This is a genomic window from Stenotrophomonas sp. 2201_Sma (genome assembly GCF_056486685.1).
This window is the reverse complement of sequence record NZ_CM151329.1, coordinates 2,134,950-2,157,457: the sequence shown is the minus strand read 5'-3', so window position 1 is coordinate 2,157,457 and position 22,508 is coordinate 2,134,950. Positions and strand designations below refer to the sequence as shown.

Genomic DNA, 22,508 nt, shown 5'->3' with positions numbered 1-22,508 from the left:
CCGGATCAGAAGCAAGATGCGTTCCACAAGGCGTCGGGGAGCGACGCCGGGGAACCACGATGAAGGCTTCACTCTCGGCCCAGCTGGGCCAACAACTTCACCTCACCCCGCAGCTGCTGCAGTCGATCCGGCTGCTGCAGCTGGACGGACTGCATCTGGAACAGGAAATCCAGCGCCTGCTCGACTCCAACCCGATGCTGGAGATCGAGGATGCCGAAGCACCTGCACCCGAACCCGGCGACGCCGGCGCCACCACGCTGGAAACCGCGGCGTTCGACGAGCTGCCGGAGTCCTCGATGTGGGACGTTGCCGGCGCCAGCTGGCAGGACGGCGACGACGACCGGATGGCACGCATCGCGGCGGGCGAATCGAGTGATCCGCAGCTGCGCGTGCTGCAGCGGCTGGCACTGGACCTGGACGACCGCGAGCTGGCGGTCGCCGCCTTCTGGCTCGAGCATTGCGATGACGCCGGCTATCTGCAGGCACCGCTGGCACAGCTGCAACTGCTGGCCAGCGCCCAGTTCGACATCGCCGCCGATGGTGTCGAAGCGGTCCGCCAGCGCCTGCTGCATGGCGAGCCCGCCGGCATGGCCGCGCGGGACCTTCGCGAAAGCCTGCAGGCCCAGCTGCGCAGCCTGGACGGCGTGGTTCCCGCGCGGCATCTGGCCACCCGCATCCTTGCGGGCGCGCTTGAGCCGCTGGCCGCGCACGACTACCCCGCCCTCGCCCGCCTGCATGACGCCGAGATCGGTGACGTGCGCGAAGCAGTGCGACTGATCCTCTCGCTGCAACCCCGCCCGGGTGACAACCTGCTGCCGGAACGTAATGCCGTGGTGGTACCGGACGTGGTCGCCTGGCACGCCGACGGCCAGTGGAAAGTGGCCCTGAATCCGGCGACCAGCCGCCGCGTATCGATCAACACGCAGTACGAACAGGCGCTGGCCGACAGCAACGAGGCTGCACCGGCGCTGCGCGAGATGCTGCAGGAAGCGCGCTGGTTCAGCCGTGGCCTGTCGATGCGCTATGACACCCTGCTGCGTACCGCGCGGGTGATCGTCGAGCGCCAGGCTGCGTTCCTGGTCCGGGGCGAGGAAGCGATGGCGCCGCTGACCCTGAAGGAAGTGGCCGAGGAGATCGGCATGCACGAGTCCACCGTCTCGCGCATCACCACCGGCAAGTACCTGCAGACCCCGCGTGGCACCTTCGAGCTGAAGCACTTCTTCGCGGTGCGCCTGGAAGGCGCCAGCGTCTCCGGCCAGGCGGTGAAGGCCATGGTGCGCCGCCTGATCGATGCCGAGCCGGCCGGTCGGCCGCTGGCCGATGAGGCCATCGCCGCCCTGCTTTCGCGCCAGGGGGTGAACATTGCCCGCCGAACCGTCGCAAAATACCGAGAACAACTGGATATCGCCCCGGCCCGAGAACGGCGCCGGCTCAGCGCCAGGCAACCGCAGCTGGCCCGGGTGGGCTGAAAAGGATGTTGGACATGAACACGCTCACGGTCCTGCTGGTCGACGACCACGAAGGTTTCATCAACGCAGCGATGCGCCATTTCCGCAAGATCGACTGGCTGCAGATCGTCGGCAGTGCCGGCAACGGCCTGGAAGCGATCGAGCGCTCGGAGACCCTGCGCCCGCAGGTGGTGCTGATGGACCTGGCGATGCCGGAAATGGGTGGCCTGCAGGCGACCCGCCTGATCAAGTCGCAGGATGACGCCCCGTACATCGTCATCGCCAGCCACTTCGATGACGCCGAGCACCGCGAGCATGCACTGCGCGCCGGCGCCGACAATTTCGTCAGCAAGCTGTCCTACATCCAGGAAGTGATGCCAATCCTGGAAGGCCTCAGGGAGGATCGATCGTGAGCGAGTCGCGCATCCTGGTGCTGGACAACGACGCCGTGCGTGCCGAACGCACCGTTGCCCTGCTGGAATTCATGGACTTCAATCCGCGCTGGGTTTCCGACGCGGCAGACTTCGACCTGGGCCGGCAGCGCCAGAGCGACTGGATGGCGGTGATCGTCGGCAGCCTCGACGACAGCGCCGCCAGCACCGCCCTCTACGCATGGCTGGGTGGCAGCAGCCTGCCGCCGCCGGTGCTGCTGGCCGATGGCGAGGCCAGTGCCTTCGCCCACCGCCACGGCCTGCATGAAGCCAACATCTGGCCGCTGGAGACGCCGCTGCGCCATGCGCAGATGGAAGCCCTGCTGCGCCGTGCCAGCCTCAAGCGCCTGGATGCCGAGCACCAGGCGGGCGCCGTGCAGGAGCAGGGACCCACCGGCAATGGTGCCGCTGTGAGCGCGCTGCGCACGATGATCGACCAGGTCGCGGCATTCGACACCACCGTACTGGTGCTGGGCGAGTCGGGCACCGGCAAGGAAGTGGTCTCGCGCGCCATCCACCAGCGCTCGCCGCGCCGCGACGGGCCATTCGTGGCGATCAACTGTGGCGCCATTCCAGCCGACCTGCTCGAGAGCGAACTGTTCGGCCACGAGAAGGGTGCCTTTACCGGCGCGCTGACCGCGCGCAAGGGCCGCTTCGAAATGGCGGAGGGCGGCACCCTGCTGCTGGATGAGATCGGCGACATGAGCCTGCCGATGCAGGTCAAGCTGCTGCGCGTGCTGCAGGAGCGCAGCTTCGAGCGTGTCGGCGGCAACCAGACCATCCGCTGCAACGTGCGGGTGATCGCAGCGACCCACCGCGATCTGGAGAGCCGGATCGCCGACGGCAAGTTCCGCGAAGACCTGTTCTACCGCCTCAATGTGTTCCCGATCGACGTGCCGGCCCTGCGCGAACGGCGCGAGGATCTGCCGGCACTGGTGGAAACCATTGCCGCGCAGCTGGCGCGCACCGGCCGCGGCGAAGTCCGTTTCACTGCCGAAGCCCTGCAGGCGCTGGCGGGCTACGAATGGCCGGGCAACGTACGCGAGCTGACCAATCTGGTCGAACGCTTGGCGGTGCTGCATCCGGGTGGTTCGGTCCGCGTGCAGGACCTTCCCGCGCGCTACCGGGGCGACGCCATGCTGGCCCCCGTCAGTACCCCGGCGGCGGTACCGGCAGCACCCAGCGAAGAGCGATTGGACCTGCGCAGCTTCTCCTTCCACACCCCCGGCAGCGGCGGCCAGCCGTCGCTGGAGCACGGCATCGCGGTCAACCGCGCTGCGGCTGCCACGGCCCTGCCCGACGACGGCCTGGACCTGCGCAACCACATGGCCAGCATCGAGCTGGGCCTGATCAATGAAGCACTGGAGCGGACGCAGGGGGTGGTCGCCCACGCCGCGCAGCTGCTGGGCCTGCGCCGCACCACCCTGGTGGAAAAACTGCGCAAGTACGGCATCGAACGCGAGCAGGCCGAACTGGCCAGCTGAGCGTGATCGCCAGCATGAAGGGGGCACGGACGCCTGGGCTTGCCCGGGCGTTCGTGTATCCGGCGGCCGCCGGCAAGGCCAAAAAACCGACGCCGGTTCACTGACACCGGCAGATGACGACAGCGTATCGGCACGCCAGCTCGCCCGTCCTCCGCCGAACGCAAACTTCCGTCACGTTTCTGAACCGCTCAGGCGTTCCGGCACGGCACTTGCAGTGATCCCTGCAGATTCCCCATCCCTGTTCCTGGAACCGTTGCAGATGTCCCACTCCGTCACTTCGATCCTTTCGCAGATCCGCACCTACCAGTCCCAGATGGGACAGCCGGTGCTCAATCCGCTGGCTGAAGCGCCGCGCAGCAATGCCCTTCCTGGTGCGGTGCTGGATGCGCCGCAGGTGCAGCCGGCCAGCTTCACCGAGACCCTGCGCGGTGCGATTGCCGGCGTCAACAATGCGCAGCAGACGTCCGGCGCGCTGGCCAAGGCGTTCGAGATGGGCGAACCCGGCGCCGACCTGGCCAAGGTGATGGTCGCCTCGCAGCAATCCCAGATCGCCTTCCGCGCCACCGTGGAAGTCCGCAACCGTCTCGTCCAGGCCTACCAGGACGTGATGAACATGCCGCTGTAAGGAACTTGACGCATGGCACTGACGCTTTCCAAGGACAGCCTGAACGCCGAGAAGGCGGGGCAATGGTTCGACCGCCTGCAGAGCCTGCAGATCACCCGTCGGCTGGGGCTGATGGCGATGATCGCAGTGGCGGTGGCGGCGGGCCTGTTCGTGTTCTTCTGGTCGCAGAAGCCCGGCATGGTTCCGCTGTATACCGGCCTGGACCAGAAGGCCACCGCTGAAGCGACCGACCTGCTGCGTGCAGCGCAGATCCCGTTTGCCCTGGACCCGGCAACCGGTGGCATCACCGTGCCGGAGAAGAACCTGCATGACGCCCGCCTGAAGCTGGCCGGCTCCGGCCTGACCGACAGCGGCAAGCTGGGTTTCGAGCTGATGGAGCGCGACCCGGGCTTTGGTGTCAGCCAGTTCGTGGAAAGCGCGCGCTACCAGCACGCGCTGGAAACCGAACTGTCGCGCACCATCAATACGCTGCGGCCGGTGCGTGATTCACGCGTACACCTGGCCATCCCCAAGCCCAGCGCCTTCACCCGCCAGCGCGACGTCGCCAGTGCTTCGGTGACCCTGGAACTGCGCGGTGGCCAGCAGCTGGAGCGCAGCCAGGTGGATGCGATCGTGCACATGGTTGCCGCCAGCATTCCGGACCTGTCGCCGGAACGGGTGACCGTGGTCGACCAGAGCGGGCGCATGCTCAGCATCAGCGACCCGAACAGCGAAGCGGCGGTCAATGCCGCCCAGTTCGAGCAGGTCCGCCGCCAGGAGACCTCCTTCAACCAGCGCATCCGCGAGCTGCTGGAACCGATGACCGGCCCGGGCCGCGTCAATCCGGAAGTCAGCGTGGACATGGACTTCTCGGTCACCGAGGAGGCGCGTGAGCTGTACAACGGCGAGCCGGCCAAGCTGCGCAGCGAACAGATGAGCGAGAACACCACCAGCACGCCCGGACCGCAGGGTGTGCCTGGCGCAACCAGCAACACGCCTCCGGGCCAGGCTGCGCCGCCACAGACCGCGCAGACGCCAAGCGAAAGCAGCAAGAACGCCACGCGCAACTACGAGCTGGACCGCACGCTGCAGCACACCCGCCAGCCGGCCGGCCGCATCAAGCGCGTGTCGGTGGCGGTGCTGGTGGACAACGTGCCGCGCCCCGGCGCCAATGGCGCACTTACCCCGCAGCCGCTGTCGGCCGCCGAACTGACCCGCGTCGAGGCGCTGGTCAAGCAGGCCGTCGGCTTCAGCGCCGAACGCGGCGATACGGTCTCGGTGATGAATGCCCCGTTCGTGCGCGAGACCACACCGGTGGAAGGCCCGGCCTGGTGGGAACTGCCGTGGGTGCACGATGCCGGCCGCATGCTGCTGGGGGCCGTGGTGGTGCTGGCGCTGCTGTTCGGCGTACTGCGTCCGGCGCTGCGTGCCATCACCGGCCAGGCGAAGAAGCACGACCCGCTGGCACTGGAACCGCATACCGCTGACGTGCAGCTGGTCGATGACGATGGCAGCCCGCTGCCGGCCCTGGGTGCCGAGCGCGCTGGCCTGGGTGGACCGGAGGCACTGGCCCTGCCGGTGGACTCCTACGAGGAACGACTGCGGATGGCCCGTGAAGCCGTGAAGACCGACTCCAAGCGCGTGGCCCAGGTGGTCAAGGGTTGGGTGGCCAATGACTGAGGTACCGTTGACCGGAGTGCAGCGCGCCGCCGTGCTGCTGCTGTCGCTGGGTGAACTGGACGCGGCCGAAGTGCTGCGTCACATGGAACCCAAGGAAGTCCAGAAGATCGGCATCGCGATGGCCACCATGTCCGACATCACCCGCGAACAGGTGGAACGGGTGATGGACCAGTTCGGCCAGGAGCTGGGCTCCAAGACCTCGCTGGGCGTGGGGTCGGACGACTACATCCGCAACATGCTGGTGCAGGCACTGGGCAGCGAAAAGGCCGGCAACCTGATCGATCGCATCCTGCTGGGCCGCAACACCACCGGCCTGGATGCGCTGAAGTGGATGGATCCGCGTGCGGTCGCCGACCTGGTCCGCAACGAGCATCCGCAGATCATCGCCATCGTCATGGCCCACCTGGAAACCGACCAGGCCGCGGATGCACTGAAACTGCTGCCCGACCGCACCCGCGTGGACGTGCTGCTGCGCATCGCCACCCTCGATGGCATTCCGCCGAACGCACTCAATGAACTCAACGAGATCATGGAGCGCCAGTTCGCCGGCAACCAGAACCTGAAGTCATCCAACATCGGCGGCGTGCAGTGCGCGGCCAACATCCTCAACTTCATGGACAGCGGCCAGGACCAGGCGATCCTGGGCGAGATCGCACGCATCGACGCGCCCTTGAGTGGCCGCATCCAGGACCTGATGTTCGTGTTCGACGACCTGGTGGATCTGGACGACCGCGAGATGCAGCTGGTGCTGCGTGAAGTCAGCGGCGAGCGGCTGGGACTGGCCCTGCGCGGCGCCGACATCAAGGTCCGCGACAAAATCACCCGCAACATGTCCCAGCGTGCCGCCGAGATCCTGCTGGAGGACATGGAGGCCCGTGGGCCGGTGCGTCTGTCCGACGTGGAAGGCGCGCAGCGCGAGATCCTGGCCATCGTCAAGCGCATGGCCGATGAAGGCACCATCACCATCGGCGGCAGCGCGGAGGCCATGCTGTGAGCACGGTCGTGCGCTGGCTCGCCCCTGACCTGCTGGCCCAGCCGGAACCCGTGCTGGAACAGGAGGACGCGTCCGGGCACGCCGGGCCGGATCCGGAGCACGAGCCGGAACCGCCGCTGCAGTTGCCGACCCTGGAAGAGATACAGGCCATCCAGGACAGTGCCGAGAAGGAAGGCTTCCAGCACGGCCATGCGGAGGGCTATGGCCAGGGCCAGGCCGAGGTGCGCCGGCTTGCCGCGCAGATCGAGGGCATCCTGGACAACTTCAGCCGCCCGCTGGTCCGCCTGGAGAACGAGGTGGTCGGTGCGCTGGGAGAGCTGGCGGTCCGCATCGCCGGTGCCCTGGTCGGTCGCGCCTACGAGGCCGAACCGGCGCTGCTGGCACAGCTGGTCGGCGAAGCCATCGATGCGGTCGGCGGCAGCACGCGCGAAGTGGAAGTGCGCCTGCACCCGGACGACATCGCTGCCCTCGCCCCCTTGCTCACCCTGCCACCGCAGCAGCGGCTGGTGGCCGACACCAGCCTCAGCCGCGGCGACCTGCGCGTGCATGCCGAGGCCGTGCGCATCGACGGCACTCTCGAAGCCCGCCTGCGTGGCGCGCTGGACGCAGTGATCCGCCAGACCGGAGCGAACGCATGACGGCCGAAACGCCACTGCCGCCGCCTGCGGCCGACTGGGCCCTGGCCCGCAATCTACGGTTGGCCCGTCGCCTGGACGGGCTGCGCGTGGACACCGCGCACGGCCGTGGCCTGATCCGCGAAGGCGTGCTGCGCCGCGCGGTCGGGCTGACCCTGGAAGCGGTCGGCTGCGAAGCACCGCTGGGGGCCAGCTGCAAGGTCGAAGTGGTCGACGGTGGCTGGGTGGATGCCGAAGTGGTCGGCTTCGCCGGTGAGCGCACCTACCTGATGCCCAGCGCCGAACTGCATGGCCTGTTGCCCAACGCGCGGGTCGTGCCATCGGCACGGCGCGGCGGCGTGGAAGTGGGCGAAGGCCTGCTCGGCCGGGTGATTGACAGCGATGGCGTGCCGCTGGACGGCAAGGGCCCGATCCGTGCCGAAGGCCACGTCGGCATGGCCGGTGTGTCGATCAATCCACTCGCGCGCGAGCCGATCACCCAGCCACTGGATGTGGGCGTGCGCGCCATCAACGCACTGCTGCCGATCGGCCGTGGCCAGCGTGTCGGCCTGTTCGCCGGCTCCGGCGTCGGCAAATCGACACTGCTGGGCATGATGACCCGCTACACCGCTGCCGACGTCATCGTGGTCGGGCTGATCGGCGAACGCGGCCGCGAAGTGCGCGATTTCGTCGAAACCACGCTGGGCGAGGAAGGCCTGCGCCGCGCGGTGGTGGTCGCCAGCCCGGCCGACCGGCCACCGCTGGCACGCCTGCATGGCGCCTACCGTGCCACCGCCATTGCCGAATGGTTCCGCGACCAGGGCCTGAACGTCCTGCTGCTGATGGACTCGCTGACCCGCTTCGCGCAGGCACAACGCGAGATCGGCCTGTCGGTGGGCGAACCGCCGACCACGCGCGGCTACCCGCCGTCGGTGTTCGCCAAGCTGCCCGCGCTGGTCGAACGCGCCGGCAACGGCGCCAAGGGGCGCGGCTCCATCACCGCGTTCTACACCGTGCTGACCGAAGGCGACGATCCGCAGGATCCGATCGCAGACGCCGCACGCGCGATCCTCGACGGCCACATCCTGCTGTCGCGCCGGGTCGCGGACAGCGGCCTGTACCCGGCCATCGACGTGGAATCGTCCGTCAGCCGCGTGGTCACGGAAATCGCCGACGAACCGTGGCGCCTGCGCATCCGCAAGCTCAAGCGCCTGGTGTCGGCCTACTCGGCCAACCGCGACCTGATCGCCATCGGCGCCTACCAGCGCGGCAACGACGCAGCTACCGACGAAGCCCTGGAACGCTGGCCGGAAATCATGGAATTCCTGGGACAGGACGTGGCCAAGGCCGCGGATCTCCCGCACAGCCAGGCGGCGCTGCAGCGCCTGGTGGAAAACGAGGTGTAAGCGATGAACCAGTCCAAGCGTATCGACCCTCTGCTGAGGCGGGCACAGGAACATGAAGATGCGGTCGCCCGCGACCTGGCCGAGCGCCAGCGCCTTCTCGACACTCACCTGTCGCGTCTGGACGAACTGCGACGTTATGCCGAGGAGTACGCCAACGCACAGATGGCCGCGACCAGTCCCGCCCAGCTGTTGAACCGGCGTGCGTTCCTTGACCGCCTCGACAGTGCGGTGGAGCAACAGCAGCGCACCGTCGACGGCAACCGCGAGAAGGTCGAAGCCGAACGCGCGCGCCTGATCCTGGCCAGCCGCGACAAGGCGGTACTGGAGCAGCTGGCCGCCAGCTATCGCGCACAGGAAAAGGTGGTGACAGACCGCCGCGACCAGCGCGAGATGGATGACATCGGCGCGCGCCGCTCCCGCCTGGCGCAGGCCGAGGACCAGGACGGCGCAGACACCGGAGGCCGTTCGTGACGCCCGCCGCGCTTTCCGGCAGCAGCACGACGGCCACTCCGCCCGGCGTGGGCAGCAGCCCGTCGCGCACGGCACGCAGCGAAGGCGGCAAGGACTTCGGTCAGCTGCTGCAGGGCGGCGCGCCCGTCCCGCCCACGGACAGCCCCGCGCCGACCGGCGTTGCGGCCACCGGCAGCGATGACACCGCCAGCGTGCGGCCACCCGCCAGCGAGCAGGTCGCGAGCGAGGCCGCTGCGCCACCGGCCGGCAAGGCTGCGACCGACCAGGACGCGACGACGGAAACCGACGAGGCGCCCTGGCCGCCATTCGGTCTGGCCGGGCTGGTGCTGGCCGCTCCACTGCCCGCCGACCCTGCGGCCAGCGTCCCACCGTCCGCCACGGGCACAGCGCCGCCGGCCCTGGCGGCAACCGCCGTACCGCCATCGCCGGTTGCCGCGTCGCCTGCCGCCGCAGTGCAGCCACCCGCCCCGGGCGTCGATGGCGAAGACGGCGCACTGCCCCTGCCCGCTCTGCCGATGGGCGACGCCGCGCTGGAGCGCAGCGCTGACACCGACAGCACGTTGCAGGGTGATCGTGCCCCGCCTGCCCCCCTGCAGGCGCCCCTGCCCGCCGCACTGCAGGATCTGAAGGCGGCGCTGTCCAGCAACGCGGTCTTCAACGGTGAACCGACGCCGAAGCCGGTGCTTGGCGACGACGGTTTCGACCAGGCCATCGGCGCCCGCCTGGGCTGGCTGGCCGACCAGAAGATCGGCCACGCCCACATCCGACTGAGCCCCGACGATCTGGGGCCGGTGGACGTACGCCTGCAGCTCAACGGTGACAAGGTCCACGCCAGTTTCAGCAGCCCGCACGTGGATGTCCGCCAAGCGCTGGAAAGCAGCCTGCCACGCCTGCGTGAACTGCTGGGCGAACAAGGCTTCCAGCTGGCCCACGCCGATGTCGGCCATCAGTCGGGCGGCGGTGGCGCACCTGCCGGCCAGGCCGGGCAGGAGGCCGGTCGGGGTGACGGAGAACCGACGCGGGGTGATGCCAGCCTGCCGGCCACCCCGTTGATCCGCCAGCGTGGCCTGCTGGACGCTTACGCCTGACCGTGCGCGACCGGCGCAGGCCCTGCCGACGGAATTCCGTCGCACCCTGTTCCCGGTGCATCGGCACACCCCTTGCATATCCCGGTGAAGCAACCCTCAGGAGCTTCACCTCGTGGCCGCAGCCGCTGACAAAACCAAGAAGAACGTCGAAAAGGACAAGGCCCGCACGCCGCGCAGTCCGATCCTGATCACCGCGCTGGTGGCCGTACTGGCTGCCGCTGCCGCCGGTGGCGGCGTGTGGTTCTTCACCCAGTCCACGCAGGAAGAAAAGACCAGCCAGGCGCCGAAGAAGAAGAACGCCACGCCGGCACCGGCGCAGTACTTCGCGCTGGAGCCTGCATTCGTGGTCAACCTCAATGGTCCCATCGACGGCCCGCGCTACCTGCAGCTGGAAGTGCAGCTGATGACCCGTGATCCGGCCGCGCTGGAGGCCATCAAGACCCACGCCCCGGCCCTGCGTGCACGACTGCTGATGCTGTTCTCGCAGGTCGAGCCGGCACAGATCGCCGATATCGCCGGCAAGAAGAAGCTGCAGGCCGATTCGCTGGCCGAGGTGCAGAAGGTGCTCAAGGCCGAGACCGGCAGCAATGGTGCCGACGATCTGCTGTTCACCAGCTTCGTGACCCAGTAAGGGCCCACCGATGAATGATCTGCTGTCCCAGGACGAGATCGATGCCCTGCTCCACGGCGTGGACAGCGGCGCGGTCGAGACCGACCCGGAGCCGCCGTCCGGCGAAGCCCGTTCATACGACTTCGCCAGCCAGGACCGCATCATCCGCGGCCGCATGCCGACGCTGGAAATGGTCCACGAGCGCTTTGCACGCCTGTGGCGCATCGGCCTGTTCAACCTGATCCGGCGCTCGGCCGAACTGTCGGTGCGCGGCATCGAGCTGATCAAGTTCAACGACTACATGCATTCGCTGTATGTGCCGACCAACCTGAACCTGATCCGTTTCAAGCCACTGCGCGGCACCGGCCTGATCGTGTTCGAGCCGACCCTGGTGTTCGCCATCGTCGACAACTTCTTCGGCGGCGACGGGCGCTACCCCACCCGGATCGAAGGCCGTGAGTTCACCGCCACCGAGATGCGCGTGATCCATCTGCTGCTGAAGCAGACCTTCGCCGACCTGCGCGAGGCGTGGGCACCGGTGATGGACGTGGAGTTCGAGTACATCAACTCGGAGATCAACCCGCACTTCGCCAACATCGTGACCCCGCGCGAATACGTGGTGGTGTGCCGCCTGCATGTCGAGCTCGACGGCGGTGGCGGCGACATCCACGTCACCCTGCCGTACTCGATGCTTGAACCGATCCGGGAGCTGCTCGATGCCGGCATCCAGAGCGATCGCAACGACCGCGACGAAAGCTGGGGCCAGACCCTGCGCGAGCAGCTCAACATCGCCGAAGTGACCCTGTCCAGCGTGCTGGCCAGCAAGCGCATGACCCTGCGTGACCTGACCCGGTTGAAGGTCGGCGACATCCTGCCGATCGAGCTGAGCCCGCAGGTGCCGCTGTGCGTGGAGAACATCCCGGTGTTCACCGGCGAATTCGGCATCGCCAACGGCATGAATGCCGTGAAGATCACTGCTACCCATCCGCCGGGCACCCGCCCGCGCGTACCCGTCATCCAGGAAGACCCGCAATGAACGATACCGACGCCCTCGAACCGACTCCGGCCCAGTTCGGCACCCTGCACGCCGACGAGGCCTCCGGGGTCGATCTGAATCTGGACGTGATCCTCGACGTGCCGGTGACCCTGTCGCTGGAAGTCGGCCGCGCCCGCCTGCCGATCCGCAACCTGCTGCAGCTCAACCAGGGTTCGGTGGTGGAGCTGGAGCGTGGCGCCGGTGAATCGCTCGACGTATTCGTCAACGGTACCCTGATCGCGCATGGCGAGGTCGTGGTGATCAATGACCGCTTCGGCGTGCGCCTGACCGATGTGGTCAGCCCGAGCGAACGCATCCGGAGACTGCGTTGAGCCTGCTGGCGTCCACCCTGCTGGGCGTCGGCAAGGCCGCCGCCCCGGTCGGCCAGCACGCGGCCTCGGCACCGGGCCTGTTCGGCGCGGTGCTGGCGCTGCTGGCCGTGCTGGCCCTGGTGGTCGGCCTGGGCTGGCTGCTCAAGCGCCTGCCCGGCAGCGGCTTCCGCCCGGCCGACGGCATGAAGCTGGTGGCCAGCCTCAGCGTCGGCGCCAAGGAACGCGTCGTGGTGGTGGAGGTCAACGGCCAGCAACTGCTGCTGGGCGTCACCGCCGGCAGCATCAACGCCCTGCACACCCTTTCCGAACCGCTGCCGCCGCCCGCGCCGGTGCGCGTGCCGGACCTGAAGAACCTGCCGAATTTCGCCCAGCTGCTGCAGCAGCGGTTGCGCAAGGACCCCTGACATGCGTGTCATCCGTACCCGTCCAGCTACCCTGATCGCGTGGCTGCTGCTGATTGCCCTGTGCCTGCTGCCCGCGCTCGCCTTTGCCGCGCCGGGCGCTGCTCCGACCACGCCACTGCCGGATGTCAACGTGGGCAGGATCGGTGGCCAGCCGGTCAGCCTGCCACTGCAGACACTGCTGCTGATGACGGCGATCACCCTGATCCCGTCGATGCTGCTGGTGCTGACCTCGTTCACCCGCATCATCATCGTGCTGGGCCTGCTGCGGCAGGCACTGGGCACCGGCCAGACCCCGTCCAACCAGGTGCTGCTGGGCCTGGCCCTGTTCCTCACCGCGATGGTGATGATGCCGACCTGGGACAAGGCGTGGAGCAGCGGAATGGCGCCCTACCTCAACGGCCAGATCGACTTCCAGACCGCGTGGACACTGACCACCCAGCCGCTGCGCGGCTTCATGCTGGCGCAGATCCGCGAGACCGACCTGATGACCTTCGCCGGCATCGCCGGGCACGGCACCTACGCCAGCCCGGATGCGATCCCGTTCCCTGTCCTGGTCGCCTCGTTCGTGACCAGCGAACTGAAGACCGCTTTCGAGATCGGTTTCCTGATCTTCATCCCGTTCGTGATCATCGATCTGGTCGTGGCCAGCGTGCTGATGTCGATGGGCATGATGATGCTGTCGCCGATGCTGGTCTCGGCACCCTTCAAGATCCTGCTGTTCGTGCTCGTCGACGGCTGGGTGCTGACGGTGGGAACGCTGGCGGCCAGCTTCAATCCGGCGTGACCCGGACCGGCGTGATTGCAGGGGCCGCCCGCCATTGCCGGCGGCCGCATTGACCACCGCCGGGCAGGACCCGGCGCTACCGATGGAAAGACGATGTCTCCCGAACTTGCCCTGACCGAACTGCGTGGCGGCCTGATTGCCGTACTGTGGGTGGCTGGCCCGCTGCTGCTGACCGTACTGGTGGTAGGTGTGGTGGTCGGTGTCGTGCAGGCCGCGACCCAGCTCAATGAGCCCACCATCGCCTTCGTCGCCAAGGCGGCGGCGTTGACCGCCGTGCTGTTCGCCCTGGGCAGCCTGCTGATCGGCCATCTGGTCGAATACACCACGCTGCTGTTCCAGCGCATTCCGCACCTGATCGGCTAGGACGCGCACCGCGATGGATGCCGCCACCCAGATGGCTGCCGACGGCCTGCAGGCCTTCGGCATGATCGGCACCGTGCTGTGGACGATGCTGCGCATCGGCGCGGTGGCCATGGCCATGCCCATGGTCGGCACCCGTGCAGTGCCGGCGCGGATCCGCGTGGTACTGGCCGGTACCCTGGCCATCGCGCTCGCCCCGCTGCTGCCGCCCGTGCCGGAGTGGACCGGCTTCGATGCGGCCACCGTGCTGACCATCGCCCGTGAGCTGGCCATCGGCGTGGCCATCGGCTTCCTGCTGCGGCTGGTGTTCGAAGCCGGCGCGATGGCCGGCGAACTGGTGGCTCAGGGCACCGGCCTGGCGTTCGCGCAGATGAGCGACCCCCTGCGCGGCGGCACCTCCGGCGTGATCGGGCAGTGGTTCTACCTGTTGTTCGGCCTGCTGTTCTTCACCGCGAACGGCCACCTCGCGCTGATCTCGCTGGTCGTGGACAGCTACCGGGCACTGCCGATCGGTGCGCCGCTGCCCGATCCGCACGCGTTCTTCAGCATCGCCCCGACGTTCCTGCTGACCGTACTGCGCGGTGCGTTGACACTGGCCATTCCGTTGACGGTGGCGATGCTGGCGGTGAACCTGGCGTTCGGCGTGCTCGCCCGTGCGGCACCTGCGCTCAATCCGATCCAGCTCGGCCTGCCGGTGTCGCTGCTGCTGGGCCTGTTCCTGCTGGTCCTGCTGGCCGGCGAAATGGGGCCCCCGGTGCAACGACTGTTCGATGCGGCGTTCCAGGCTGCGGACGCGGTCACACACTGACGCTTCCATCACGCTTTGCTGCTTGCCGTCCCCCCGGGGACGCGCGTTAGAGTGAATACGCGGCAACCGGGGGGATGCCGCACATGGCGGCCGCTTCTGGCTGCCTGCCACATGCATGCCCCACCGTAGTTTCCGTCGACAGGCAGGTCCGGGAGACTGACGAATGCTGGTAGGCACGTACAACGCATGGCTGGTGGCAGTCTCGCTGTTGGTGGCCGTGATGGCTTCCTACACGGCATTGGCGATGGCCGGACGCACGGTCACGGCACCCGGCAGGGGCGCGACCTGGTGGTGGCGGCTCGGTGGCGGCTTCGCGATGGGCCTGGGCATCTGGTCGATGCACTTCATCGGCATGCTGGCCTTCGACCTGCCCATTCCGCTGGGCTACGACCTGCCGATCACCCTGCTGTCGCTCGCCCTGGCCATCGCCTCGTCGGTGTTCGCGCTCTGGCTGGTCTCGCTGCCCACCCTGCCACATCCCCGCCTGGCAGGGGGCGCCTTGCTGATGGGCACCGGCATTGCCGGCATGCATTACGTCGGCATGGCCGCGATGCGCATGCAACCCGGCATCGACTACCACACGGGCTGGCTGCTGCTGTCGCTGCTGGTTGCGGTCGCTGCATCCTGGACCGCCCTCTACGTCGCCTTCCGCCTGCGCGCGCAGCGCACCCGGGTCGGTGACCGGCTGGCCGCCGCCGGCCTGCTCGGTCTGGCCATCGTGGGCATGCACTACACCGGCATGGCCGCCGCACGCTTTCCACAGGGCAGCATCTGCGGCGCTGCGGTGGGCGATGGCCTGCAGAGCACCTGGCTGGCGATGCTGGTGGTGGTGCTGACCGTCGCGATCCTGGCGGTGGTGCTGGTGGTGTCCTGGCTGGACCAGCGGGTGGAAGCGCAGCTGCTGCGCCTTCGCAACGCGATGCTGAGCACCTCGCTGACGGATGCGCAGGAGGAATTGACCCAGGCCGCGCTGCACGACCCCTTGACCCGCCTTCCGAACCGGCTGCTGCTGCAACGGCGCATCGTGCAGTCACTGGCCGAAGCCGAACAGGGCGGCAGCCGCTTCGCGGTGATGTTCATGGACCTGGATGGCTTCAAGCAGGTCAACGATGCCTATGGCCACCAGGCCGGCGATGCCCTGCTGGTGGCCGTCGCCGAGCGCACCCGCCAGCTGCTGCGGCCGAACGACCTGCTGGCGCGGCTGGGCGGCGACGAGTTCGTGCTGGTGGTGCGCATCGACCATGACGAGGATCTACCGACCCTGGCCCGGCGCATCCTGCAGGCGGTGGGAAGCGGCCCGCTGCTGCCCGACAACGAACTGCAGGTGACTGCCAGCATCGGCATCGCCATCTGCCCCGACCACGCCGCCAGCGAACGCCAGCTGATGGCCTTCGCCGACGCTGCGATGTACCAGGCCAAGGAATCCGGCCGAAACTCCTTTGTCCTGTTCGCGGATTGGATGAACGACAGCGCCGAACAGCAGTTCCGCCTGCTGGCCGACCTGCGCCGGGCGATCGGCAGCGAACAGCTGTTCCTGCACTACCAGCCGAAGATCCGCGTGGCCACCCAGAAGGTCGCCGGCGCCGAGGCGCTGATCCGCTGGCGTCATCCGGAACAGGGCCTGATTCCACCGGATCGCTTCATCCGCCTGGCCGAGCGCAGCGGCGCGATCAACGAGATCGGCCGCTGGGCGCTGGACCAGGCGTGCCTGCAACTGCGGCACTGGCACGACGCCGGCCACGAGGGCTGGTCGATATCGGTCAACCTGTCGCCGGTCCAGTTCAGCTCGCCGCACCTGCTGCGCGATGTGCGCGACGTGATCGAGCGGCATCGCATCACGCCGCGCAACCTGGTGCTGGAGATCACCGAAAGCACCGTGATGCGCGACACCGACACCAGTTTGCGGCTGCTGCAGGCGTTGTCGGTGCTGGGGGTCGGCATCTCCATCGACGATTTCGGCACCGGCTATTCCAGTCTGCTGTACCTCAAGCGCCTGCCGGCCACCGAGATCAAGATCGACCACGCCTTCGTGCGCGATCTCGAACACAGCGCGGAGGACGTGGTGATCGTATCGGCGATCGTGGCGCTGGGCCATGCACTGGACATGGACATTGTTGCCGAGGGCGTGGAAACGGCTGCCCAGCGTGCCTACCTTGAGCGGCTGGGGTGCGATTACCTGCAGGGCTACCTGCTCGGCCGCCCGGTCGATGCGGGCCGTTTCATGCAACTGCACGACCTGCCGCGGCCACGGGTGGAGCTGGCGCAGACCCCGCCCCCACCGGCCCCGCCAGGGTAAGGTCGGACTCTCCGCGGCGGGCGGCCACCCACCGTATGATGGCCACGCGCCCGCCATTGCAAGGAACACCCCGTGACCTTACGCGCTCTTCTTGCTGGCCTGCTGCTGGCGCTCACCTGCACCGGCGTGGCCGCCAGCGATCTGCGGTGGTCGCTGCCCCGCGATGCGCCGCCAGCACAGGTGGATACGGCACTGCAGGCGCTGGGTACGAAGCTGTTGCAGTCGGCAACGCTGACCGATGCACAGCGCTGCCATGCGCTGCTGGCCACGGGTCGCTACGCCGAGGCACGCACCATGATCGAGAAGCTGCGCGCGACGCTGGCCGCTGCCGGCGATGGCGCGGCGGCCCAGCGCTGGATGCCGATGCTGCTGGCAAGCACTGGCGCGCGGGATGCGGAAGCGTATTCGCGCGCCTTCCATTCGGCCTTTGCTGGCCTGGATGATGTTGCCGCCGTGCAGGCCGATGCAGCGCTTGCCTTGCCTCCCGCTGCGGTACAGGCGCAGCTGACGCAGGCGCTTGCGGCACAGGCCGATGCCGCCACCGTGCCGCAGTCAGCCGCGCTGGAGCTGGTGCGTCTGCAGGCTGTGTTGCGCGCGCAGACCCTGGCTGCGGCACTCGCCCCTGCACTGCTTGACGCAGAACAGCAACGCCGCTTCGTGATCGACAGCGGATTGCGTATCCCCGTGGCCGAAGGGGTGGTGCTGTCCGCACAGCTGGCACGGCCCCGCAGCGCGTCCGCGCCGCTGCCGACGGCCATGCTGTTCACCATCTACACCGACCCGCCCAAGAACCGTCTGAAGATGCTGCTGGCCGCAGCCCACGGCTACGCCGGCATCGTGGTCGACGCACGCGGAAAAGGTCAGGGTACCGGCACCATCGCCCCCTACGAACACGACGGGGTGGACGCCAATGCCGCGATCGACTGGGTCAGCCGCCAGCCCTGGAGCGACGGTCGGGTCGCCATGTATGGCGGCAGCTATGAAGGATTCACCGCATGGGCGGCAGCGCGCCATCACCATCCGGCACTGAAGACCATCGTGCCCTACGTGGCTGCCATTCCGGGCCAGGGCCTGCCGATGGAGAACAACGTATTCCTCAGCGCCAACTACGGCTGGGCCTTCTACGTGGCCAATGGCCCGATGCTGGATACCGACACCTATGGGCAGCAGGACCGGTGGTCACAGCTGCCCGGCCGCTGGTATGCCTCCGGCCGGCCGTACCGGCAGATCGACCAGATCGACGGCACCCCCAATCGCTGGCTGCAGCGCTGGCTCGCCCACCCGGCCTATGATGGTTACTGGCAGGCCATGGTGCCGTACGCCGAAGACTTCAGGGACATCCGCATTCCGGTGCTGACCATTACCGGCTACTACGACGACGGCCAGATTTCCGCGTTGCAGTACTTCACCGATCACATGCGCTACCGGCCGGACGCCGATCATGTCCTGCTGATCGGGCCGTATGACCACGGCGGCGCCCAGGCCGCCAGCAAGCCGATGCAGCTGCGCGGCTACACGGTGGACCCGGTCGCGCAGTTCGATACGCCTGCGCTGACCTTCCAGTGGCTGGACCATGTACTTCGCGGTGCCCCGCGCCCGGCGCTTCTGGCCGACCAGGTCAACTTCCAGCTGATGGGCAGCAACACCTGGGGGCATGCAGCCACCCTGGATGCCGCTGCCGGCGGCCATCGCACGTACTACCTGTCAGCGGCCACTGAGGGCGACCGTCACCCGTTGCAGGAACAGCGGCCAACGCCGGGAACACTGCGGCAGACGGTGGACCTTGCCGACCGCGAGGAAGTCCGGCATGGCTACTATCCGTTCCCGATCGTGGCCGCCGGGGACGAGCCGGACACGGCACTGACCTTCCTCTCCGAGCCCTTCGCAGCACCGATGGACCTGATCGGACGCTTCTCGGGCGATCTGAAGGTCCGCATCAACAAGCGCGACATGGACTTCACGGTCACCCTGTACGAGCTGCTGCCCGATGGGCGCCGGATGCAGCTGTCCTACTACGTCGGCCGGGCCAGCCACGTACGCGACCCGACCACGCGGCAGCTGCTGGTGCCGGGGCGATGGACCGACCTGCCCTTCGATCGCACCCGCATGGTCGCCCGCCGTGTGGGCGCGGGCAGCCGGCTGCTGGTGAAGGTGGACGTGCTCAAGGACGCCATGCACCAGGTGAACCACGGCACCGGACGCGATGTCAGCGACGAGTCAGCCGCCGATGCCGGTGAGCCCCTGCAGGTGGACTGGCACAGCGACAGCACGCTGAGCATCCCGCTGCGGCCGGCCCTGCCCGGCTAGCGTCGGGCATTGCCCCGGCGGTGAACCACACGCCGCGGAACAGTTCTTGCAGGCAGCCCGGCATCCCCTGCCGCAGTGCCCGTGATGTCCGAGAACGAATCCGCCGGCGAAAAGACCGAACAACCCACCGAAAAACGCCTGCGCGAGGCCCGGGAACAGGGCAACCTGCCGCGTTCCCGCGAACTGGGGACCGCCGCGGTGTTCGGTGGCGGCGTGCTGGCGGTGATGGCCATGGGCGGCTCGATCGGCCGTGGCGCCACGCAATGGATGAAACAGGCGTTGAGTCCCGAGCAGGGGCTGCGGCAGAACCCGAAGGAACTGTTCGGCCACTTTGGCGACCTGCTGCTGCAGTTCATGCTGGTGATCACCCCGCTGGTGCTGGTCTGCCTGCTGGCCAGCTTCGTCGCCCCGCTGGTGATGGGCGGATTGCGCTGGTCGGCCAAAGCGATGATGCCCGACATCAATCGGCTGAACCCGCTGACCGGCCTCAAACGTCTGTACGGGCCGGAAGCCATCGCCGAATTCACCAAGTCGCTGCTGCGCGTGGCCTTCGTGGGCGTGGCCGCCGGACTGGTGGTATGGAGCGGCTTCGACAGCCTGCGCGGGTTGATCCACCACCCACTGGAAACTGCCATCACCGATGGCCTGGGCTTCACCCTGCGACTGCTGCTGGCCACTGCCGGGGCAATGCTGGTGCTGGCGGCGATCGACGCGCCTTACCAGCGCTGGAACTGGATGCGCAAGCTGAAGATGACCCGCGAGGAACTGCGGCGGGAAATGAAGGAAAGCGAAGGCAGCCCGGAGGTCAAGGGCCGCATCCGCCAGCTGCAGCAGCAGATGGCCAACCGCCGGATGATGGAAGCGGTGCCCACCGCGGACGTGGTGGTGGTCAACCCGACCCACTACGCCGTGGCCCTGAAGTACGAGGGCGGCGCCATGAACGCGCCCACCGTGGTGGCGCTGGGCGTGGACGAGACCGCCCTGCGCATCCGTGAAGTGGCCGATGGCAACAAGGTCGCCATCGTCTCCGCCCCGCCTTTGGCACGCGCCTTGTATCGGGAAGGCCAACTCGGAAAGGAAATCCCCGTGAGACTGTATTCGGCCGTGGCCCAGGTCCTGTCCTACGTCTACCAGCTGCGCGCCTGGCGCACCGGCCCGATGCCGGGCGCCCCGCACATCGAGGTGGATGAATTCGGCAAGGGAGGCCGGGCATGAGCGCGCAGGCCTCGTCCGGATTCAACACCCGCCGGCTGCTGGAGATGATCCGCCAGGGCCTCGGCGCGCCGCTGATCGTGCTGGCGCTGCTGGCGATGGTGGTGGTGCCGCTGGCGGCGCCCGTGCTCGATGCGCTGTTCACCTTCAACATCGCCATCTCGCTGATGGTGCTGCTGGCGGTGGTGTACGTGAAGCGCCCGCTGGATTTCACCATCTTCCCGATCGTGCTGCTGGTCACCACCATGCTGCGGCTGGCACTGAACGTGGCCTCCACCCGCGTCATCCTGCTCAATGGCCAGAACGGCCACGACGCGGCCGGCAAGGTCATCGCCGCGTTCGGTGAATTCGTGATCGGTGGCAACTACGCGGTCGGCATCGTGGTGTTCGCCATCCTGACCATCATCAACTTCGTGGTCATCACCAAGGGCGCCGGCCGTGTCTCGGAAGTGACCGCGCGCTTCATCCTCGACGCCATGCCCGGCAAGCAGATGGCCATCGATGCCGATCTCAACGCCGGCCTGCTGACGCGCGAAGAAGCCAAGCTGCGCCGCGAGGAGGTCCGCGAGGAAGCCGACTTCTATGGCGCGATGGACGGCGCCAGCAAGTTCATCCGGGGTGATGCGATTGCCGGCATCCTGATCCTGTTCATCAACATGCTCGGTGGCCTCGCCGTGGGCGTGCTGCAGCATGGCATGCCGTTCGGCGATGCCGCTGCGACCTACACCCTGCTGTCCATCGGTGACGGTCTGGTGGCGCAGCTGCCGGCCCTGCTGGTCTCCAGCGCAGTGGCGATGCTGGTCACCCGTGCCTCGCGCTCGCAGGACATGGCGCAGGCGATGACCGGCCAGGTATTCGGCCAATACCGTGCCCTGGCCATCACCGCCGGCATCATCGGCCTGGTCGGCCTGGTGCCCGGCATGCCCAACGTCGCTTTCCTGACGCTTGCCGCCATTCTCGGCTTCATCGCCTGGAAGCTGTACCGGAAGGGACAGGCACCGGCCCCGAGCGACGCTGCCGGCAGCGACCCCGGCGCGGTCAATGCGCTGGGCCGACCGGCGGCGCCGGCCCCTACCGCGGAACTGAGCTGGGACGAACTGCGCCCGGTCGACCCGCTGGGGCTGGAGGTCGGTTACCGGCTGATTCCGCTGGTGGACAGCAATCAGGGCGGCGAACTCATGGCACGCATCAAGGGTGTGCGGCGCAAGCTGACCCAGGACGTGGGATTCCTGATTCCATCCGTGCACATCCGCGACAACCTGGAACTGCCGGCCAACGGCTACCGCGTGCTGGTGCATGGCGTGCCGGTGGCAACCGCCGAGATCCATCCCGACCGCGAACTGGCGCTGGACCCCGGCAGTGCGCTCGGCCCGCTGGACGGCATCGCCGGCAAGGATCCCGCCTTCGGCCTGGACGCTACCTGGATCCAGCCGCACCAGCGCGCCCAGGCCGAAACCATGGGCTACACCGTGGTCGACCCGGCCACCGTGGTCGCCACCCATCTTTCCCACCTCATCCGCGAGCATGCGCCGGAGCTGCTGGGCCACGAAGAGGTGCAGCACCTGCTGGCCAACCTCGCCAAGAGCGCACCCAAGCTCGTCGAAGATCTGACGCCCAAGGCGCTGCCGTTGTCGGCCGTGGTGCGGGTGCTGCAGAACCTGCTGGTGGAACGCATTCCGATCCGCCAGCTGCGCAAGATCGCCGAAGCACTGGTGGAGCACGCGCCGTCCAGCCAGGACCCGGCCACGCTCACCGCCGCAGTGCGCACCGCGCTCGGCCGCTTCATCGTGCAGGAGATCGCCGGAATGTCGGCGGAGCTGCCGGTGTTCACCCTCAACCCGCAATTGGAACGTGTCTTGCAGGAGTCCACGCAGGGCAACGGCGCCGCGCTGGAACCCGGGCTTGCCGAGCGACTGCATCAGAGTCTGGCCGAATGTGTCAGCAAGCAGGAAGCCCGCAACGAGCCCGCGGTCGTGCTGGTACCCGGCCCGGTACGTGCCGCGCTGGCACGCCTGGTCCGCCACAGCGTCCCGTCGCTGTCGGTACTGGCGTACAGCGAAGTGCCGGAGGACAAGCGCCTGAAGCTGGTCGGAACGATCAGCTGACGCCGCCCACCGATGCGTCAGAAAACAGACACCA

The 22,508-nt window shown here is 68.1% G+C and carries 21 protein-coding genes; all 21 read left to right on the top strand.

Going from position 1 to position 22,508, the window contains the following annotated elements; genetic code table 11:
• Positions 1-59 precede the first annotated feature (59 nt).
• The 21 genes from rpoN to flhA all read left to right on the top strand — a co-directional run bounded on the left by rpoN (position 60) and on the right by flhA (position 22,474).
• On the top strand, positions 60-1,469 hold the full coding sequence (gene rpoN, locus ACZLIF_RS10070; RefSeq protein ID WP_128990279.1) for an RNA polymerase factor sigma-54: 1,410 nt from the start codon (positions 60-62) through the stop codon (positions 1,467-1,469).
• A 14-nt stretch (positions 1,470-1,483) separates the two neighbouring features.
• Positions 1,484-1,861, top strand: a complete 378-nt coding sequence (locus ACZLIF_RS10065; RefSeq protein WP_053519591.1) for a response regulator — start codon at positions 1,484-1,486, stop codon at positions 1,859-1,861.
• Complete coding sequence (locus tag ACZLIF_RS10060; RefSeq protein ID WP_065176167.1) at positions 1,858-3,363, top strand: sigma-54 dependent transcriptional regulator; 1,506 nt, start codon at positions 1,858-1,860, stop codon at positions 3,361-3,363. The genes ACZLIF_RS10065 and ACZLIF_RS10060 overlap by 4 nt, the downstream gene beginning before the upstream one ends.
• A 259-nt stretch (positions 3,364-3,622) precedes the next feature.
• Entirely contained in the window at positions 3,623-3,988 is a 366-nt protein-coding gene (gene fliE / locus ACZLIF_RS10055; protein ID WP_053519593.1) for a flagellar hook-basal body complex protein FliE, read from the top strand.
• 12 nt (positions 3,989-4,000) lie between these two features.
• The gene (fliF, locus tag ACZLIF_RS10050; protein ID WP_053519594.1) at positions 4,001-5,647 is read left to right on the top strand and encodes a flagellar basal-body MS-ring/collar protein FliF; all 1,647 of its coding nucleotides are present in this window, start codon (positions 4,001-4,003) and stop codon (positions 5,645-5,647) included.
• Between the two features lie 7 nt (positions 5,648-5,654).
• Positions 5,655-6,641: a flagellar motor switch protein FliG gene (fliG, locus tag ACZLIF_RS10045; RefSeq protein ID WP_053519595.1), complete on the top strand. Its 987-nt coding sequence runs from the start codon at positions 5,655-5,657 to the stop codon at positions 6,639-6,641.
• A complete protein-coding gene (locus ACZLIF_RS10040) occupies positions 6,638-7,279 on the top strand; it encodes a FliH/SctL family protein (protein WP_053519596.1) in 642 nt (213 codons plus the stop codon). Before fliG ends, ACZLIF_RS10040 begins: the two co-directional genes overlap by 4 nt.
• A complete protein-coding gene (locus ACZLIF_RS10035; protein WP_053519597.1) occupies positions 7,276-8,661 on the top strand; it encodes a FliI/YscN family ATPase in 1,386 nt (461 codons plus the stop codon). The genes ACZLIF_RS10040 and ACZLIF_RS10035 overlap by 4 nt, the downstream gene beginning before the upstream one ends.
• 3 nt (positions 8,662-8,664) lie before the next feature.
• Positions 8,665-9,132: a flagellar export protein FliJ gene (fliJ, locus tag ACZLIF_RS10030; RefSeq protein WP_065183030.1), complete on the top strand. Its 468-nt coding sequence runs from the start codon at positions 8,665-8,667 to the stop codon at positions 9,130-9,132.
• Positions 9,129-10,220: a flagellar hook-length control protein FliK gene (locus tag ACZLIF_RS10025; protein ID WP_128990277.1), complete on the top strand. Its 1,092-nt coding sequence runs from the start codon at positions 9,129-9,131 to the stop codon at positions 10,218-10,220. The genes fliJ and ACZLIF_RS10025 overlap by 4 nt, the downstream gene beginning before the upstream one ends.
• A 112-nt stretch (positions 10,221-10,332) precedes the next feature.
• On the top strand, positions 10,333-10,851 hold the full coding sequence (locus tag ACZLIF_RS10020; protein WP_053519600.1) for a flagellar basal body-associated FliL family protein: 519 nt from the start codon (positions 10,333-10,335) through the stop codon (positions 10,849-10,851).
• 10 nt (positions 10,852-10,861) lie between these two features.
• Complete coding sequence (fliM, locus tag ACZLIF_RS10015) at positions 10,862-11,866, top strand: flagellar motor switch protein FliM (RefSeq protein WP_065176161.1); 1,005 nt, start codon at positions 10,862-10,864, stop codon at positions 11,864-11,866.
• On the top strand, positions 11,863-12,198 hold the full coding sequence (fliN, locus tag ACZLIF_RS10010) for a flagellar motor switch protein FliN (RefSeq protein ID WP_053519602.1): 336 nt from the start codon (positions 11,863-11,865) through the stop codon (positions 12,196-12,198). Before fliM ends, fliN begins: the two co-directional genes overlap by 4 nt.
• Positions 12,195-12,602, top strand: a complete 408-nt coding sequence (gene fliO / locus ACZLIF_RS10005) for a flagellar biosynthetic protein FliO (RefSeq protein ID WP_053519603.1) — start codon at positions 12,195-12,197, stop codon at positions 12,600-12,602. Before fliN ends, fliO begins: the two co-directional genes overlap by 4 nt.
• Before the next feature lies 1 nt (position 12,603).
• Positions 12,604-13,386, top strand: a complete 783-nt coding sequence (gene fliP / locus ACZLIF_RS10000; RefSeq protein WP_053519604.1) for a flagellar type III secretion system pore protein FliP — start codon at positions 12,604-12,606, stop codon at positions 13,384-13,386.
• A 93-nt stretch (positions 13,387-13,479) separates the two neighbouring features.
• Positions 13,480-13,749, top strand: coding sequence for a flagellar biosynthetic protein FliQ (locus ACZLIF_RS09995; RefSeq protein WP_053519605.1), 270 nt, complete (start codon positions 13,480-13,482; stop codon positions 13,747-13,749).
• A gap of 13 nt (positions 13,750-13,762) precedes the next feature.
• A complete protein-coding gene (gene fliR, locus ACZLIF_RS09990; RefSeq protein ID WP_053519606.1) occupies positions 13,763-14,554 on the top strand; it encodes a flagellar biosynthetic protein FliR in 792 nt (263 codons plus the stop codon).
• 163 nt (positions 14,555-14,717) lie between these two features.
• A complete protein-coding gene (locus ACZLIF_RS09985; protein ID WP_065176159.1) occupies positions 14,718-16,850 on the top strand; it encodes a putative bifunctional diguanylate cyclase/phosphodiesterase in 2,133 nt (710 codons plus the stop codon).
• A 72-nt stretch (positions 16,851-16,922) separates the two neighbouring features.
• Positions 16,923-19,157 carry a CocE/NonD family hydrolase gene (locus ACZLIF_RS09980; RefSeq protein WP_128990275.1) on the top strand — a complete coding sequence of 745 codons (2,235 nt, stop codon included), beginning with the start codon at positions 16,923-16,925 and terminating at the stop codon, positions 19,155-19,157.
• Between the two features lie 84 nt (positions 19,158-19,241).
• Positions 19,242-20,372 (top strand): flagellar biosynthesis protein FlhB, encoded by a 1,131-nt coding sequence (gene flhB, locus ACZLIF_RS09975; protein ID WP_128990274.1) that lies wholly within the window; start codon positions 19,242-19,244, stop codon positions 20,370-20,372.
• Complete coding sequence (gene flhA / locus ACZLIF_RS09970) at positions 20,369-22,474, top strand: flagellar biosynthesis protein FlhA (RefSeq protein ID WP_128990271.1); 2,106 nt, start codon at positions 20,369-20,371, stop codon at positions 22,472-22,474. The genes flhB and flhA overlap by 4 nt, the downstream gene beginning before the upstream one ends.
• The last annotated feature ends 34 nt before the right edge of the window (positions 22,475-22,508 follow it).

Bases quoted from the DNA above. Each gene is read 5' to 3' on its own strand.
- ACZLIF_RS09985 (WP_065176159.1), top strand. From the start codon at position 14,718: ATGCTGGTAGGCACGTACAACGCATGGCTGGTGGCAGTCTCGCTGTTG.
- fliF (WP_053519594.1), top strand. From the start codon at position 4,001: ATGGCACTGACGCTTTCCAAGGACAGCCTGAACGCCGAGAAGGCGGGG.
- rpoN (WP_128990279.1), top strand. From the start codon at position 60: ATGAAGGCTTCACTCTCGGCCCAGCTGGGCCAACAACTTCACCTCACC.
- ACZLIF_RS10035 (WP_053519597.1), top strand. From the start codon at position 7,276: ATGACGGCCGAAACGCCACTGCCGCCGCCTGCGGCCGACTGGGCCCTG.
- flhA (WP_128990271.1), top strand. From the start codon at position 20,369: ATGAGCGCGCAGGCCTCGTCCGGATTCAACACCCGCCGGCTGCTGGAG.
- fliE (WP_053519593.1), top strand. From the start codon at position 3,623: ATGTCCCACTCCGTCACTTCGATCCTTTCGCAGATCCGCACCTACCAG.
- flhB (WP_128990274.1), top strand. From the start codon at position 19,242: ATGTCCGAGAACGAATCCGCCGGCGAAAAGACCGAACAACCCACCGAA.
- fliP (WP_053519604.1), top strand. From the start codon at position 12,604: ATGCGTGTCATCCGTACCCGTCCAGCTACCCTGATCGCGTGGCTGCTG.
- ACZLIF_RS09995 (WP_053519605.1), top strand. From the start codon at position 13,480: ATGTCTCCCGAACTTGCCCTGACCGAACTGCGTGGCGGCCTGATTGCC.
- fliN (WP_053519602.1), top strand. From the start codon at position 11,863: ATGAACGATACCGACGCCCTCGAACCGACTCCGGCCCAGTTCGGCACC.
- fliR (WP_053519606.1), top strand. From the start codon at position 13,763: ATGGATGCCGCCACCCAGATGGCTGCCGACGGCCTGCAGGCCTTCGGC.
- fliJ (WP_065183030.1), top strand. From the start codon at position 8,665: ATGAACCAGTCCAAGCGTATCGACCCTCTGCTGAGGCGGGCACAGGAA.
- fliM (WP_065176161.1), top strand. From the start codon at position 10,862: ATGAATGATCTGCTGTCCCAGGACGAGATCGATGCCCTGCTCCACGGC.
- ACZLIF_RS10065 (WP_053519591.1), top strand. From the start codon at position 1,484: ATGAACACGCTCACGGTCCTGCTGGTCGACGACCACGAAGGTTTCATC.